This is a genomic window from Pseudomonas sp. Leaf59 (genome assembly GCF_920984685.1).
In the GTDB taxonomy this organism is placed as follows: domain Bacteria; phylum Pseudomonadota; class Gammaproteobacteria; order Pseudomonadales; family Pseudomonadaceae; genus Aquipseudomonas.
In genome coordinates this window covers 83,330-97,492 of record NZ_CAKLBR010000003.1, presented here as the reverse complement: position 1 = coordinate 97,492, position 14,163 = coordinate 83,330, and the positions used below count along the sequence as shown (strand labels likewise).

Below are 14,163 nucleotides of genomic sequence, written 5' to 3'. Positions count from 1 at the left end.
ATTCGTATACTAACTAAGTGACAGTCTTTGCAAAAACAACAGGCATGTAAAAAGCTCCAGGCAAATCAACGCCGACGGCTTGCATTACAAGTCTATCGTTTTGGTATTCCCACACAGCGTACATATTGCCCTGCCTTGATACGACGCCAGCCATATCCATAGCGACATTATTAAGCATCATGTAATCGCCACTAGATAGGCTTGAGGGCGCGGTCCAGCTATATCGATACACGCCTTGGCTAGTTTGCGTTGCGCCAAGATAAGTCCACGAGGTAATAGATCTGGTAAATTGTGCGCAGGGTGTTCCGTTGTCAAAAAGAAGTTTTGTAGAGTCGCCCCATAACCTCAAACCATAGTTTGCAGTAGGAAACGACATAAATGCAGCAGAAAACCATGATCCAGAAGTTGCTACACCTACAATACCCCTGAAGGAGAATCCCGTCCAAGCACCGGCGCTTCCCTGTATCAAGCAAAAGCATAGAGTGTTTGACTGGCCGGGCCTTACGAATACCAGTGGCGGCTCGCTAGTGGTGACTGTTTTTGCAAACGCTACAAAAACACCTGACCCTGTTCCGCTCCAAGTTCCTTTCTCAAGCACAACAAGTCGGGAAAACTCCGTATCAATAGTTACGACATCGCTATTGTTTTTGAACGAGGCTCCATAATCCATTATCTAAACCTCATAACCAAAAGTCTCTGATTGCTGGTGCCCAGCGGGCCGGTATTTGCAGCCGGACTGCCGAAATAAATAGTCACACCTCCCGATGAGACTATCGGCGTATATTGAATGGAGCTTGGGTTCTGGGCTGTGGTGTCATATGCCGCAATTGGAATGCACACAGCTGAGTGCGTAGAAGGGTCTATACCTGGTATAGATATAAACTGAGTCCTTCCGGCAGAACCAGACTTTGAAACTATTGCGGAATAAGTAACACCTACAGTAAACGAATTCTCGTCAAGCTCAAGAAGTCCACCCGCCCCCCACAGTCGAATACCCTCTGTCATTCGGTGAGATCTCCGATTTGAACTCGTTTAACCCCATTCGCATCCCAGAAACGCAATGAACGATTTGTCATCACGGACCGACCTTGCCCGGGAACCACCCCATTTATCTCGAAGGTTCCATCCTTGTTGAGGATCCAACCTGTCTGGCCGGCTACGTAGTTGGTGGAGCTGATGAAGCTGCCGATCTTGGCGTTGGTGATAGTTCCGTCCTGAATGAAGGCGGCCTTGATGAATGTTTGCCCGCCAGTCACCGCGAATGGAACCGAGCCGGCCTGCCCTATAGCGAACCTGTCCGCATCGATGATGAACTGCGACTGCAGTCCGCCTGGGCCGTTTTCAAGCCCGAGCCCGATACCTGCGTACTTGTAGGTGCCGGTGGCGGACTCGTACTGCATCCGTACCGACCAATTCGCCGTGATCTTGCCGTTAACGGTCTGGATCGCGGTGCTGTTGGTCTGAATGGCCAGCGAGTTTCCGCCAACCGTCGTCTTCACCGTTTCGATGCTTGAAGACAGCGCACCGTCTGCGTTGATTCGAGCCGTCTGCTCGGCAACGACGGCGGCGGCGTTGTTGGCCACCTTTACCTCTACAAGCTCGGTGCGCTGGCCTTGCACCAGATCGCCCTCGATCAGCGCTGACTGTGTTGACCAGACACCTACGTAGCTGGCCTCCGACCCCATCAGCGCAGTCTCATCACCCTGAAGTGGCGGATTGACCTGCAAATATATGCCGTCGACACGCTGCGCCGTGGTGGTTACCTTGCTGTCGAGCGTGGTCACCGATGTTTTGAGCGTGCTGAGCCCGCTCGCCGTGGCGGTGACACCGGTGACAGGGTCGTTCACCGTGGCTTTCACTACGCTCAACTGCTGTGCCTGGGCCGTAATGTCCTGGCCGTGCTGGTTGATGGTGGCCGAGTTCTGCTGAACCTGAGTCACCAGCGCGTTAACCGTCTGCACTACTGTGCCGATATCGGTCCAGTAGGTGGCGTTCGGCGGCGGGTTGTTCGCCGGCACCGAGCCGTTGGCCTGGTACAGGTGCTGCCCGACCCGGACTATCTCGCCCTGGACATAGGCCTTGGCCGGCACGTACTCCAGCGCGTCGACAATCTGGTCTATGAGGACTTCCAGTTCCTGCTTGGTTGCAGCGATGCGTCCGTTTACCGAGCCAGGACCATTGCCGTCGATGAGGTCAATGCGGTCATTCAGCTTTTGGCCCAGTACCGTCTCGTCGATTTGCCCCTTGATCTGTTCAAGGATGGGTCCGGCATCCGAACTGGACTGTCCCATAACCCCGGTGACTGACGGGTAGACCGGGCCAACGTTGCCGGTGCGATCCACCAGGCGCGCCCAGAAGAACAGCGTGGTGCCAGCCAGCAGCGACTGCATGCGGTAGTCGGCCTGAGGGTACGGCACGTCTGACAGCCTGGTAGCAGCTTGCAGACTGTTGGTCGGGCCATACCACAACTCGGTGCGCTGGGTGTCGTCGGCCCCAGGCGGGAATGACCATTTGATTCTGATGCCGAACAGTTCGCTGATGGTGGTCAGCGACAAAATCGCAGGCGGCGATCCGGTCTTCCCTTCCAGGCTGGTCAGGTTCGAGCTTTTCCAGATAGAAGAAATCTCGAAGGCGCTCACCGAACGGACCCGGGCCAGGTAGGCGCCCGAGTAGATGCCGGTTACGTCGACGCTTGCTGAACCGGTGCGCTGCACTTTGATCCAGTTGCCGCTGTCCTTGCGCCACTCCACGTCATAGGCGACGGCGCCGTTCACGGCAGGCCATGAGATGTTCATGGTGCTGATGGCCAAACCCTGATCGATCGACACGTTCGACGTGATCGTGACGCTCGCAGGTGCCGGAACCACAGTGATCGGGATCACGCTGATCGGCCGTTCTTCAAGGCGCGCGCCGGTGTCGATGTGCGCAAACTTGCTCGGGTCGTACTGAACGGCCGATATCTCGAACACACCAAGCTCTGGCCGGGCCACGCTCACGACGCGGTAAAGCGGGATCGCCAAGTCATCGGCATCCAGCGCCCAGACCAGTTCAGGTTCGGGCGCCACGGAATAAGCCACGGTCACGGTGATCTGGCGGCCGCTGACCAACTGCACGGTGCGCCCCTCGCACTTGCCGTCGGGCAGGTTGAGGATCAGCCGATCGCCGGGCTTGGCCTGGGTGTCTCGGTCCAAGGTGATGACCTTGCCATTCACCGCCGAGATGCGCCCGCCCACAGGCCGGCCAGCGAGAAGTTCGTCGGCGATCGGGATCACGTATCCAGGCAGTGGGATACGCCCATCGAGGCCGACCTTGAAGTTGACGGCACGGTCTTTCGAGTTGGTGAGCAGCGCCCACTTGCCGCGGCGCTGGGCCTCGGATTCGCGGGTGCAGCCGATTGCGCTGATCTCCAGTGGGTTGTCACCGTAGCGGCGCTGCAGCTTCTGGTCGGTCACCGCAGTTACGTCAGTGTCGTAGTTGTTCAGCGGATTGTCGTAGCTGATCAGCGCCCGGGTGTACCTGGTGCGCTCCGACGCGCTGGAGTAGGTGAATTTGCCGTCGATGACGTTCGCCCTGGTGTAGGCGAAGTCGAAGTCGGTGGCGCGCGGCATATCCGCCAGCGTGAATACCTGGCCCTGGGCCCAGTAGGTCATGCCGCGGTAGATGGTCGAGATATCCTGAAGCAGCGACCAGGCGTCAGCCTTGCTCTGCAGGTTCAGGTTGCAGATGAAGCGTGGCTCCTGGCCACCCTTCCCGTCCGGCACCAACTGATCGCAGTACTGGGAAATCCGGTACAGCTCCCACTTGTCCACCATCCACGGCTTGATGCGACGGCCCAGTCCGAAGCGGTCGCTCAGGGTAATCCCATACGTAGCCCATACGGGGTTGTTGGTGTAGGCCTCTTTGAGCGTTCCGTCCCAGATCCCGCTGTATGTCCGCGACACGGGGTCGTAGTTGCTTGGGACCTGCCATTTGCGAGCCTTGCAGCCGACAGTTACCGCCGGAATGCTACGGAACTGCTCAGCCGAGAATTCGATGTAGAGTAGCGCTGTATTCGGGTAGCGAATCTTCGCGTCAATCACCTCAGTGAAGCCGGCGATCTGCATTGTGTCGGAGATTTTGTTGTTGTTCTGGTTGATCGTCAGGCGCGTGATGCGCATCAGCCAGCCAGAAGTAGCCTTCGGCAAATCGATGCGGCGGGTGCGCTCGTACACGCTGGTGGTCTTGCCGTCGACAGCCTCGCTCAGCACCTGCTGGTACGCGCCGCCGTCAGTTGCCAGTTCAACCTTGTACTCAATCCGGTACCCGTTGATGTTGCCGCCGGCGTCTACCGACTGAAGCGCTGGCCAGGCAAAGCGAACACGAACGGCGGAAAGCTGGGTGTTGCTGATGGACTTGACCCATGGCGTGCCGCTGCGCAACTCGGTGCCAATCGTGGTCTCGTTCTCGACAGATGGAATGCCCTGGATATAGGTCTGATCCACCGCCCCGGTGCGCCACTCCCACTTTACGTTCGGGAAGTTCATGTTGCCCTGAGGGTCTTGCAGTGGGGTGTTGTCGAGATAAATGTCCTGGGCGGTCGGCGTGCCTTCGAATTCACCCTCACCGATAGCGATGAGCATCTTGGCAATAGCGACCGAGCGCAGACTGTCCGGGGCTTCCGTTGGCGTTTTTGGTTTCTCTTCGCCGCCCTTGGCGCCGTGGATGTCAATCTTGCGTGCTGCGCCCATGCTTTTCTCCAGGTAATAAAAAGCCGCCTCATGGGGCGGCCGCGGTGCTTCAGGTATTGGCTACATCTGGTCTTCTGCGTAGATGGCGGCACTAATGATTGCTCCGCCCCAGCGCCGCTCGCCGATGCAGAGCGGGACCGGGTTACCTGATGCCGTTGTGTTCTTGGCGCTGCCGAAGGCATAGCCGGGGGTGTTCTCTGGCGCGGCGCTGGTTTTTAGCCCGCCTGCCTGGGGGCTGAGCATCTGGATCACGCCACCGGCGACAAGGCCGATGCCCGCGCCTATGAGCGGAGTGCCGAAAGGTGTTGCAGAGAAAATAACACCCACAACAATCAAGATCGCACCGACGATGGTCTGAAGAATACCGCCGCGCTTGCTGCCTACGACCACAGGCGCGATGCGGATGTCTCCGGCGCCGTTGTAGCTAAGTTCCTTTTCCCCAATATTGCGCTTATCGCGAAATACCGCGAACTCAAGGCCGCGCGACTTAGCATTCGAAATAAACCGCTCGAATCCAGCGATCTGCACGCATAGTGCTTTGATCGCCTCCGCCGGCGATTTCACAGAGAGCCTGAAGGACTTTCCGAACTGTCGGAGTTGACCATGCAGGCGAATCGTCGTCATGGGTTGGTAGTTGATAGCTGATGCCTGCATCACTTTCTCCGGGGCAATAAAAAACCGCCCAGAGGCGGCTTCAAGGTTTTCTTGATTCAGTTGTAATCGACATAAGGCCCTATGTAGAACCCAGCCATGTCGCCGCTGATACGGTACAGGCTTTCCTTGCCTGGCTGCACCGTTGCTGCGATGGTTCGAATTGCAGCGCCTGCGCACAAGCCAGAGCCAGACAGGCCTGCGCCGAGGTTGGGCGACCCTGGCGGAAGGTAGAATGTGGCCCGCTGACCAGTCCCGATTTTTGCAGCCCTGCGGCCGTCGACATAAACAACGATGTCGCAGCCAGAACCGACCGCACCGGAGTCGCGCACCACGGTGATTGTTCCGCTCTCGCCAGCCGGTTTAGTCTGGAAGGCATAGACCTCGTCCGAAGGGACCGGCTTCGCATCCCTCACCGAGATCGCCGATGAAGCACACCCCGCCAGCATCGCCACCGCTACCGCCGCTATCAAAATCCGCATATTCAACGCCCTCCTGAATCAGTTCACTGAATATTTCTTCTGCAAAGCTTCGAGGCGCTTCTGATTCGATTCTGTAAGCCCCTCGGAGCTATATAAGGCCGTTTTGTTCGCCCCATCAAGGCGATAAACCTCTACCGTGAAAACCGCGTCTGCAGGAGCATCAACTTTGCCCCAATCACTATAAGGATTCGGCCCCAATACCCAGTCAGCCGTTTCTCCAGGCTCCAGCCCACCGGGAATTTCGTAGTTAAAAACATCGGAGAACCATGGGATCGAGCGACCCGGGCTGGCGATCGTTCCTTTGAAATAGGCCCTTGACACGGCTTGGGCGGTCCCGTTTTTCACAGAAAGCTCTATAAACGGTTTTTTCTGAGAAATATATTTTTGGCTCTCTAAGTAAAACCGGGATTTTCCAACCGTGAATGCTTGAAGCTGCGCCTTCGCGCTCTCCGCTTTGTTCTTTTTGGAAATCAGCTCCTGAATTTCAGCAAGTGCTTGATCCTTCTCACGCCTCTCTCGTTCAAGGCGAACCGCCGACGCCTGATCCATGATTTGAGCAGCGGTTTTCCCATCCATATCTTGACGCGCTGTATCAAAAACGCTTTGGGATGTTTGTTTCCCGCTCATAACACTCGCGAGATCAATGCCTTTCATTGATAGGAGGATCACATCCTGCTTGAACTGGTCTCGTTTATCCGCTGGAAGAGACTCGCTAACAGCACTCATTGACTTCTTAAACGAGTCTTCCGTTGCTCCGTCTATTTTCTTGTCCCCGCAGCCTACAAGTAGAGTAGCGATGGCTCCGAGCAAAACTATCCTTTTCATAAACGCTTCCTTTATGTTTGAGTCGGTAGGATAGCAAAATCACATCACAAGAATCTTCCTGCGACCAACACTCTAATAATCCGTTGCGAGAGCTATCGAGCGCCTACATTACGAAGAATCAGGCGCATCCGGTTATGCCAGGGGCCGCCAAAGACGATAATCTCCGACGGCCTGCCGTACAGATGGTGCAGCAGGAACGGGCCCGGGCCGAACACACCTGAATCCTCACCAGGCAGCGACGGATCGGTGCCAAGGTATATGCCAGCGTGATTCGGGTGAGCTGTCCGGCCGACCTGCATAACGATCATGTCGCCGCGTTGCGGCCGGTCGACGCGCACAAAGCCCGCCGCCTCGTAGTGCTGCTCGTACAGGCTCGCGTTCTCCGCACTCTCCCACCAGCCATCGGTGCGCTGGAAGGCCTCAAATTCAATCCCCCATTCCCGCTGGTACCAGTCAGCGCAGACCTGCCAGCAATCCCATGCGCCGTGCACGAACGGACGCTTGAGCAGCGGCGTGCAGCCCGTTGGGGTGATCGTGCGCATATCGCCCTCAGGCCAGCTCAGAATGTTCCAGGGCAAGGCGGTGGCCTCGCACATGGCCAGGTCATGCGGTGACGGCCTGCTGGTGGCGTCCGGGTGGGAGTGAACGATGCCGATAACCTCGCCCAAGTCTTCCGCTGCAGCGTAATCCTCAGGATTGAGGCGGAACTCCTCGCTCGGCTCGGTGGCGATGTTCCGGCACGGGAAATACTTTTGCTTGCGCCCGATGGCTAGCAGCAGGCCGCAACACTCTTTCGGATACTGGGCCGCCGCGTGCGCCTGGATAGCTGCGATGATGTGCTTGCGCATGGTCAGCTCCGGGCAATCAGGGAAACGGCAGGGAATCCACCGAAGGACAGTTCGTTGTTTTCGCCGAAGCGCAGCTTGCAGGACGACAGGCAACCCTTGCACTGGTCCAGCGCTGGGTCGTCCGTTGGGTTGTCCTCGTCGTCGAACATGGCGGCGCCGGTGTAGCCGCAGTCCGGCCCGCGATATCCGTTCGTCATCGCCCAGTGGCAGAAGGTCGTCATCTGCCGGCCGGGCAGCCCGTGGTTGTCGATCTCGCCCGGGGACGAAAGCTCCCAAACTACCGCCTCGCCGTCTTCGCTGGTTTTCTGGTCGATGTACCAGATCTCCAGCGCTTCCTGGGTCGGGTCGGCGGTTGGGTTGCCCTCGGGGAAGTTGGCAGCGTCCAGGTACTTGGCCAGCGTCTCGCGGACCGTCAGCTTGAACTTGAGCATGTCCTCGAAGGCCAGACACAACGCTGTTACGCGCCCGTTGACGTTGCCTGCGGCGAAAGTCGGCCGAGAAGCGGTGCCATCGCTGCTCGAGGAAATACCCTCAATCTGCACCGGCCAGGCCGCGTATTCCTGGCCCTGCCAGATAATCGACTTGGCTGGCAGGTCCTCTTCGGATCCTTCGTAGGCAAGCAATTCCTCTGGCGTGTGCGGGATGGCGTGACCGTGGAAGCGCAGGTAATCGGCGCCGTATTCCGTCCCGTCAATTTCGAACAGGCGAATCTCGCCGCCGGGCTCCAGTTTCTGGATGTCCGTGATCAGTGCCATGGGCGGTTATCTCAGGGATGAAAGGTTTGCTGGAAAGTAGCGGTGATGGCGTAGACCTGGCCGCCCCGGTGCACTGGCTTGTAGCCGTTGCACTTGTAGAGGCCAAGCTCACCCAGGGGCGGCTCCCAGAGGAAGCCCTTTGCCCCTTTGTGCCGGTCGAGGAAGGCCATAATGTCTTTGATACGCCCCTTCAAACCCGTGAAGGTCACCGGCCAGGATTGCGACCGGTTGTTGAGGCCATCCTCGACCGACTGCTCGTAGCCATCGCCGAACTGCTTGGATCGGACGCGCTGGGCAATATCTCCCTCCGCGCCCTTCTCCGTCGCCCAGGTGAATCGTTCGATAGCCATCAGCGCCCCTTAATTGCTTTGTTGATGACGCCGCCTTGGCGCATGTCCCTGCTACGGAACTCCTGATACTTCTGCTCCACGAAGGTCGCCAGCTCTTTACCGAACAGGTCGTAACCAGGAGCATCAGCGTTGGAAGAAGCGTTGCCGTCACCGTCGATATGAACCTCGACGTTGATCTGCGTGCCACCGGATCCGCCGCCCATTGCCATTACGCCAAGCTTGCCGCTCGACGTGCGAGTCAGCGGCATAATCGCCTCTTCCCCCGCCTCGCCCATGACGCCCGTCTTGCCATTGGCCATGCCGAACGCAGTGGGTTTGCTAACAATTGAGTTGGTGAATGCACCGCCGTCGGCGAACATCTGCACTCCACCAGACCAGGCGCCGCCCAGGGCTTGCGGAAAATAGGTGCTGGAGTAGCCTGCTGCCGATGCGCCGAGGTTCGACGAGGTCGCCCCAGCAGATCCAGCAGCCAGTCCGTTCCCACCGCCCGCAGCGCTGCCGCCGAAGTAGCTTGCCGCTGCCCCCACCAGGCTGCCCAGCAATGCAGAACTTGCCTGTCGAGTGGCGATTCGCGCCATATCGGCCAGGATCGATTTGGCGAAGTCCGAGAACGACGCCTTGCCGGTCATGGCAAAGTTAACGATAGAATCCTCCATGGAGCTGAAGGCATTACCGAACAGGCTCTTGGTCTGGCCGGCAATGTCCTTTGCCGAGTCCAGATAGTTTTCCCAGGCTGCCGTTGCGCCCTTCGTCCAGTCGCCCTGAGCACTCTCCACATCCACGTAGTTCTGCCGGATCTGGTCAGTGGCGGCCTTGTTCGCGTCGGCGAGCGCCTGAGACTTCCGCTTGAACTCTTCCTCCGACATGTTGCGCGACGGATCGGACTTTTGGTTGGCAAGATCCAGCGTCTGCTGAACAAACCGATCTTGCTGGCTGTTCAGTTCGCCGCTGAGAGCGTTTTGCCGGTCGCCACGGCCCACGCCCAATACTGCGCGCTGCCCAGCAAGCTCCAGCGCACGCTGCTGCTGCCCCAGCGCCTGCACGTAAGTGCTGATCGAACGCTCCTGCTTGGCAAGGCGGCCGGTCTCGTTGGTCGCCAACACCTCAAGCTGGCTGTCGGCATCCTTCTGCGCCTTGACCATGCCCGCGCGCGCATCGGCGATTTTCTGGTCCAGCTGGATGCTTTGCGCGGCCGACGTAGTCTTCTTGCCCTTCGCTGCCTCCAGTGCCGCAATCTCAGCCTCATAGGCCGCCGTCGTCTGGTCGAGCTGATTGCCAATCAGCGCCTGGCGCCGCAGCAGATAGTCTTCCTCGGACAGCAGGCCTGCCTTTTGAGCCGCTTCCAGTTCCTTCTGGTAGTTTTTATAGGTGTCGGTGATCGCTGCCAGTTCGTTCTTGGAGTCGTTAAAAGCGGTCAGGTCGACCTGTGTACCGGCGGCCTTTGGATCCTTGAACTTGTCGTTGATGTTGGAGATATTTTTATCGATCACCGCCTGGGCCAAGCGCGAGTCCTTCGGGTCGACTTTGCGAATATCATCGAGTTGCCGCTTGTATTCCTTGATTGCCTCGGTGCGCTTCTGCTCGTTCGTCCACGACGATTTGGTCAGCAGATCGATCTTGGCCATCGACGAAACAGCATCGCCTTGCGCCTTGGCCTGCTCGCCCTCCCACTTGGCGATATCAGCCTGGGCCGCCTTTTCGTCCTCAAGCATGTTCAGGCGATTCTGCCGGAACTCGATCATCTCCTTCTGGTTTTGGAACAGGCCGATATTGCCCTTCTGCGCATCGGTCAAGTCTCGGCGAGCCTGCTCAATGTCTGCACCAATGTCAGGTCGGCCGATGTTTTTGAGATTGTCAGCAGCACGCGCAACGGCGTTGTAGCCTCGCTCCCAGAAGCTCAGGTTTTCCAGAATTTTCGGAGTGCGCTCATTGATCGCATCGGCATAGGAGTCGGTCGCAAGCTTCACCGCGCCAGCGTGATCGCCCTGCTGCTCCAGTGCGGCAATCTGCGAGTAAACAGAGGCTGTCAGGTAGTGGTACTGATCGTTCAATGCGGCAGAGGCCTTTACAGGGTCGTCTGCCAGCTTGGAAAACTCAGCGACCGTCTCGCTCACGGCCTTGCCCGTGGCTTCCTGCATCGACACTGCGGCCTGGGTGATGCCGGTAAAGCTCTCGCCGGCGATCTTTCCGTTGTCCGCCAGCAGCGCCAACACTGCGGCCGCCTGGCCAGTGGTGCCTACGGTTGCGCTAACCTGCCGCGCCATGTCACCCAACTGCCCGGCGCTGACCCCGGCGTAGTTACCAGTTAGGATCAGGGATTTGTTGTAGCGGTCCTGCTCTTCGCTGCCCTTGTAGTAAGCAACGGCCAGGCCACCAACTGCGGCGGTGGCCAGTGCCAACGGCGCCAGGATAGCCAGCAATCCGGCAGCACCCGCACCAGCACCCGCTCCCAATTGAGCCACGGCGCGAACGCCGCTACCCCAGTCACCCGACGACAGCGCGTTACCCAGCTGCACGACGTTTTCCTGGGCTTGGCGGGTGCCAAGGCGCAGCTTGTCAAAACCGGTGGCGGTCTTTTCGAGCTTTCCGTAATCCTTGTCGATCTTGCTCAGGGCACTGTTGTACTGGTCCTGGCTGATCCGGCCCTCGTCGAGGTGTTTTCCGAGCTGCTCGACCTGATTGTCCAGTTTTGCCAGCGCCGCGCGGGCCGGGTCAATCGCCCCCAGCAGACTGTTCAGCGCCTTCTGCTCGTCCATCGCAGACTTGGCCAGGGCGATCTGCTGCTTATCGAGCTGAGCCGAGATCTTCGCAGCCTCGGCCTCGCCATAGGCGCCGGTCTTTGTCAGCTTGGCGAGAGCGTCACGCTGCTTTGCCAGGTCCTGGGTGGTTTTGGCGCTGGCGGACAGCGACTTTTCCAGCGCCTGCATTTCGTTCATCAGCGAAACGGCGGACTGCTCGGCTCGGCCGCCGGCCTTCGCCATTTCATCCAGGCTCGTTTTCGCCTGGATTGCATCGGCCGAGTCGATCTTGACGCCGAGCTCTGCAATGTTCATCGACTCACCTTGAATAAGTGCCCGTGGTTACGGGCTGTTTTCCCTTTCCTCCGCCATGACGCGCAGGGCTTCGCCTTCCAGCACCTGAAGGTCAGGGAAGATTTCAGCGAGTTTCTTTTTCTTGATGCCGAGGAACCCGGCCACGTCGCGGATGCTGCTGTAATCGAGACCGATCGCGCCGCCGGCGCCTGCTCGCCACTGGGTCGACATGCGGTTGAACAGCAGGAATGCTGGCCAAAGGCAAGGCCAAACATCGAACTCTTCTTCCATGTCCTCTGCGTCCCAGCCGAATGCAGCGATCTGCTCGGCATCCGGCGGGGACTCATACAGGGCGCGGGCGGCGCGTATCAGTTTCCCGTGCGGGCCTTGGAATAAGCATCCTGATAGGCGTCTACGACTGCCTCGGTTGTGCCCTGACAAGACGTCACCAGCGCCTTGATGCTCTCGTCGTCAAACGTATCGTCGAACTCCCAAGCCACAACCAAATCCTTGATTTGCTGAATCTGGTTTTCGGTGTCAACGGCAACGATTTCGGACACGGAGGGCTTTTCGCCGAACTCATCGAGGCCGTCCTTGCGCCGCTGGTTCCACTCGTCGAACAACGCTGCAAGCTCGATACGGTTTCGGTATTTGAAGGTGAAGCCCACCTTCACCGGATTCTGGCCGACTACCGGGACCATCACGGCCCCCAGAAACGTCGGTGATTGGGCGATCTTGAACTTCGCCATGATTAAGCCCCGCCGCCAGCGACAACAGGCGCGCGATACGCGGTGATCTCGGCGTTGATGGTGAAGCCGAAGGAGACGGCCGCGCCTTCGTTGCGCACCAGCGTCGGCGTCTTGTTGAAGGAAGCATAACCGGCGTAGTAGATCGTTTTGCCGTTGGGCAGCGACATGCGCAGGATGCGTACTTCCTTCTCACGGTCAGCCTTATCGAGCTCTTCGTACCAAGCCAGGCTGTCATCATCGGCCAGCTGGAAGGCGAATGCCTGCGCGTTCTTGGTGGTCGGGATCTGCTTGTCGCGGCGCGCTTCGAGCGGCGCATAAGTCCAATACTGCTGCTCGCCGCCTGACATGGAGTTGCCGATCACCTGGTTGACGGCTACCCATCCGGTAACTTTCTTGGCAGTGCCGCCGCTGATGCCGTCCGGGAAGAAAGCAACATTGGATGTGTCGATGCCTTCCAGGGTAAATACACCGGCAGCAGCGTTGGATACACGCACGGCCCGCTCGTTGATGTCCTCCCAGCCCGAGGTGACGAGCAGAATATCGCCATTGGCAAAGCCGTTTGCGGCGCTGGTGGCGACACCGGGGTTCGCGTTGCTGATTGCAGAAATCAGCTTAGCGGCGGCGAATCCGCTGGAAATCGAAAGTGTTGCCCCGTTGGGGAAATAAACAGACATGGGTTTTCCTCTTTGCAGAAATGACAAAACCCGCACTTGGCGGGTTCAGGATTTGCCCAACGGGCGGGTTATGGCGTGGTGTCGGACCGGTAGGAGAACGACAGAGGTACCGTATAGGCTGAATCGCCAGTAATGCCTGGGCCGACATCCACCGGAGTCATCGGCGTGACAACGAAGCCATTCTTGATATCGCGAACGTACAGCGGGAATAGCGAGATGATTTCGGCAGCAATAGGGTTGGTCTTGGTCTTGCCGGTCCCCGCCGGCGCGATGATGCTGACCTGGAACACGCCTGTGTATAGCCGGTGATCGCCGCCAAGCGTGTTGCTTGCGGTATCGCCTGGGATGGTGAAAGCCCGGAGGTACGTCTCGCCCTCCGCCGGCGTGTAGGCCGTGTTCTCGAAAACGATCTTAAGCTTGTCCGACCTGGCAGCGTTCCAGGCGATCAGCTTGGCCTCGTAGATCGATGCGATGATTGCGTGACTCATACCTGGTTGTTCCTGATTGCCTCCAGCACGATCTGCTGGAAGCGAGCCACGGTTACCCGGACCATGCCGCCGGGAGCCTGGGTGGAATGGCCGAACTCCAGCGGGATGGCATAGGGCAAGTTGTTGATGATGTAGGCCATCTGGCCGGCGGTGAAGTCGCTCATTGCTGCGACCAGCGCGGCAGTGGTTTCGGCGCCGCTCGGGTCTACCTCGTCAAAGGTGACGTTCTCGACCACGCCGAGCGAGATGTGCCAGTTCGCACGGAACCGGCCCCCGACGTAGCCTTCCGGCGCGACGATATCCATGCCGTCGTTGAGCTTGCGGCCCTTCTTGAGCCTGCCGCCCTTGGTAAGGTTGGCTGGATCGCTGCGCAGCGCGCTGTTGTGGTCGTCGACGGCCTTGTTGTACTGGGTGGACACCGCGTTCTGCGCCCAGATCTCTGGGTTGCCCACGGGGGACATCCGGATCAGGCTGCTGCCGACCTCGATGATGATTTCACGCACGCTGGCATCGATGGCTTCACCCGTCTGAGCGGCGAACTGGACCAGGCTCAGGGCGAAGCTGCCGGATTGGGTCGCCATA

The 14,163-nt window shown here is 58.7% G+C and carries 14 protein-coding genes; all 14 read right to left on the bottom strand.

Annotated elements, in window-relative coordinates; all coding sequences use genetic code 11:
* Window positions 1-13 precede the first annotated feature (13 nt).
* Window positions 14-670: a hypothetical protein gene (locus tag LUB09_RS04050; RefSeq protein ID WP_231421721.1), complete on the bottom strand. Its 657-nt coding sequence runs from the start codon at window positions 668-670 to the stop codon at window positions 14-16.
* Window positions 671-1,001: 331 nt separating this feature from the next.
* Window positions 1,002-4,727: a TipJ family phage tail tip protein gene (gene gpJ, locus LUB09_RS04045; protein ID WP_231421720.1), complete on the bottom strand. Its 3,726-nt coding sequence runs from the start codon at window positions 4,725-4,727 to the stop codon at window positions 1,002-1,004.
* Between the two features lie 60 nt (window positions 4,728-4,787).
* Window positions 4,788-5,381, bottom strand: coding sequence for a tail assembly protein (locus LUB09_RS04040; RefSeq protein WP_231421719.1), 594 nt, complete (start codon window positions 5,379-5,381; stop codon window positions 4,788-4,790).
* A gap of 56 nt (window positions 5,382-5,437) precedes the next feature.
* Window positions 5,438-5,860: a hypothetical protein gene (locus tag LUB09_RS04035; protein WP_231421718.1), complete on the bottom strand. Its 423-nt coding sequence runs from the start codon at window positions 5,858-5,860 to the stop codon at window positions 5,438-5,440.
* An 18-nt stretch (window positions 5,861-5,878) separates the two neighbouring features.
* On the bottom strand, window positions 5,879-6,685 hold the full coding sequence (locus LUB09_RS04030) for a DUF6694 family lipoprotein (protein WP_231421717.1): 807 nt from the start codon (window positions 6,683-6,685) through the stop codon (window positions 5,879-5,881).
* 92 nt (window positions 6,686-6,777) lie between these two features.
* On the bottom strand, window positions 6,778-7,533 hold the full coding sequence (locus LUB09_RS04025; RefSeq protein WP_231421716.1) for a C40 family peptidase: 756 nt from the start codon (window positions 7,531-7,533) through the stop codon (window positions 6,778-6,780).
* Between the two features lie 2 nt (window positions 7,534-7,535).
* Complete coding sequence (locus LUB09_RS04020) at window positions 7,536-8,288, bottom strand: phage minor tail protein L (protein ID WP_231421715.1); 753 nt, start codon at window positions 8,286-8,288, stop codon at window positions 7,536-7,538.
* An 11-nt stretch (window positions 8,289-8,299) separates the two neighbouring features.
* Window positions 8,300-8,638, bottom strand: coding sequence for a phage tail protein (locus LUB09_RS04015; protein WP_231421714.1), 339 nt, complete (start codon window positions 8,636-8,638; stop codon window positions 8,300-8,302).
* Window positions 8,638-11,691: a phage tail tape measure protein gene (locus tag LUB09_RS04010; protein ID WP_231421713.1), complete on the bottom strand. Its 3,054-nt coding sequence runs from the start codon at window positions 11,689-11,691 to the stop codon at window positions 8,638-8,640. The genes LUB09_RS04015 and LUB09_RS04010 overlap by 1 nt, the downstream gene beginning before the upstream one ends.
* 27 nt (window positions 11,692-11,718) lie before the next feature.
* On the bottom strand, window positions 11,719-11,991 hold the full coding sequence (locus LUB09_RS04005) for a DUF1799 domain-containing protein (RefSeq protein WP_420876057.1): 273 nt from the start codon (window positions 11,989-11,991) through the stop codon (window positions 11,719-11,721).
* Window positions 11,992-12,038: 47 nt separating this feature from the next.
* Window positions 12,039-12,419, bottom strand: a complete 381-nt coding sequence (locus LUB09_RS04000) for a phage tail assembly chaperone (protein ID WP_231421712.1) — start codon at window positions 12,417-12,419, stop codon at window positions 12,039-12,041.
* Window positions 12,420-12,421: 2 nt separating this feature from the next.
* Complete coding sequence (locus LUB09_RS03995) at window positions 12,422-13,093, bottom strand: phage tail protein (protein WP_231421711.1); 672 nt, start codon at window positions 13,091-13,093, stop codon at window positions 12,422-12,424.
* Between the two features lie 68 nt (window positions 13,094-13,161).
* Window positions 13,162-13,581 (bottom strand): phage tail terminator-like protein, encoded by a 420-nt coding sequence (locus LUB09_RS03990; RefSeq protein WP_231421710.1) that lies wholly within the window; start codon window positions 13,579-13,581, stop codon window positions 13,162-13,164.
* Window positions 13,578-14,162, bottom strand: coding sequence for a hypothetical protein (locus tag LUB09_RS03985; protein WP_231421709.1), 585 nt, complete (start codon window positions 14,160-14,162; stop codon window positions 13,578-13,580). Before LUB09_RS03985 ends, LUB09_RS03990 begins: the two co-directional genes overlap by 4 nt.
* Window position 14,163: the final 1 nt, after the last annotated feature.

Excerpts from the sequence above, each read along its gene's own strand:
- LUB09_RS04050 (WP_231421721.1), bottom strand. The coding sequence starts at position 670 with ATGGATTATGGAGCCTCGTTCAAAAACAATAGCGATGTCGTAACTATT.
- gpJ (WP_231421720.1), bottom strand. The coding sequence starts at position 4,727 with ATGGGCGCAGCACGCAAGATTGACATCCACGGCGCCAAGGGCGGCGAA.
- LUB09_RS04040 (WP_231421719.1), bottom strand. The coding sequence starts at position 5,381 with ATGCAGGCATCAGCTATCAACTACCAACCCATGACGACGATTCGCCTG.
- LUB09_RS04035 (WP_231421718.1), bottom strand. The coding sequence starts at position 5,860 with ATGCGGATTTTGATAGCGGCGGTAGCGGTGGCGATGCTGGCGGGGTGT.
- LUB09_RS04030 (WP_231421717.1), bottom strand. The coding sequence starts at position 6,685 with ATGAAAAGGATAGTTTTGCTCGGAGCCATCGCTACTCTACTTGTAGGC.
- LUB09_RS04025 (WP_231421716.1), bottom strand. The coding sequence starts at position 7,533 with ATGCGCAAGCACATCATCGCAGCTATCCAGGCGCACGCGGCGGCCCAG.
- LUB09_RS04020 (WP_231421715.1), bottom strand. The coding sequence starts at position 8,288 with ATGGCACTGATCACGGACATCCAGAAACTGGAGCCCGGCGGCGAGATT.
- LUB09_RS04015 (WP_231421714.1), bottom strand. The coding sequence starts at position 8,638 with ATGGCTATCGAACGATTCACCTGGGCGACGGAGAAGGGCGCGGAGGGA.
- LUB09_RS04010 (WP_231421713.1), bottom strand. The coding sequence starts at position 11,691 with ATGAACATTGCAGAGCTCGGCGTCAAGATCGACTCGGCCGATGCAATC.
- LUB09_RS04000 (WP_231421712.1), bottom strand. The coding sequence starts at position 12,419 with ATGGCGAAGTTCAAGATCGCCCAATCACCGACGTTTCTGGGGGCCGTG.
- LUB09_RS03995 (WP_231421711.1), bottom strand. The coding sequence starts at position 13,093 with ATGTCTGTTTATTTCCCCAACGGGGCAACACTTTCGATTTCCAGCGGA.
- LUB09_RS03990 (WP_231421710.1), bottom strand. The coding sequence starts at position 13,581 with ATGAGTCACGCAATCATCGCATCGATCTACGAGGCCAAGCTGATCGCC.
- LUB09_RS03985 (WP_231421709.1), bottom strand. The coding sequence starts at position 14,162 with ATGGCGACCCAATCCGGCAGCTTCGCCCTGAGCCTGGTCCAGTTCGCC.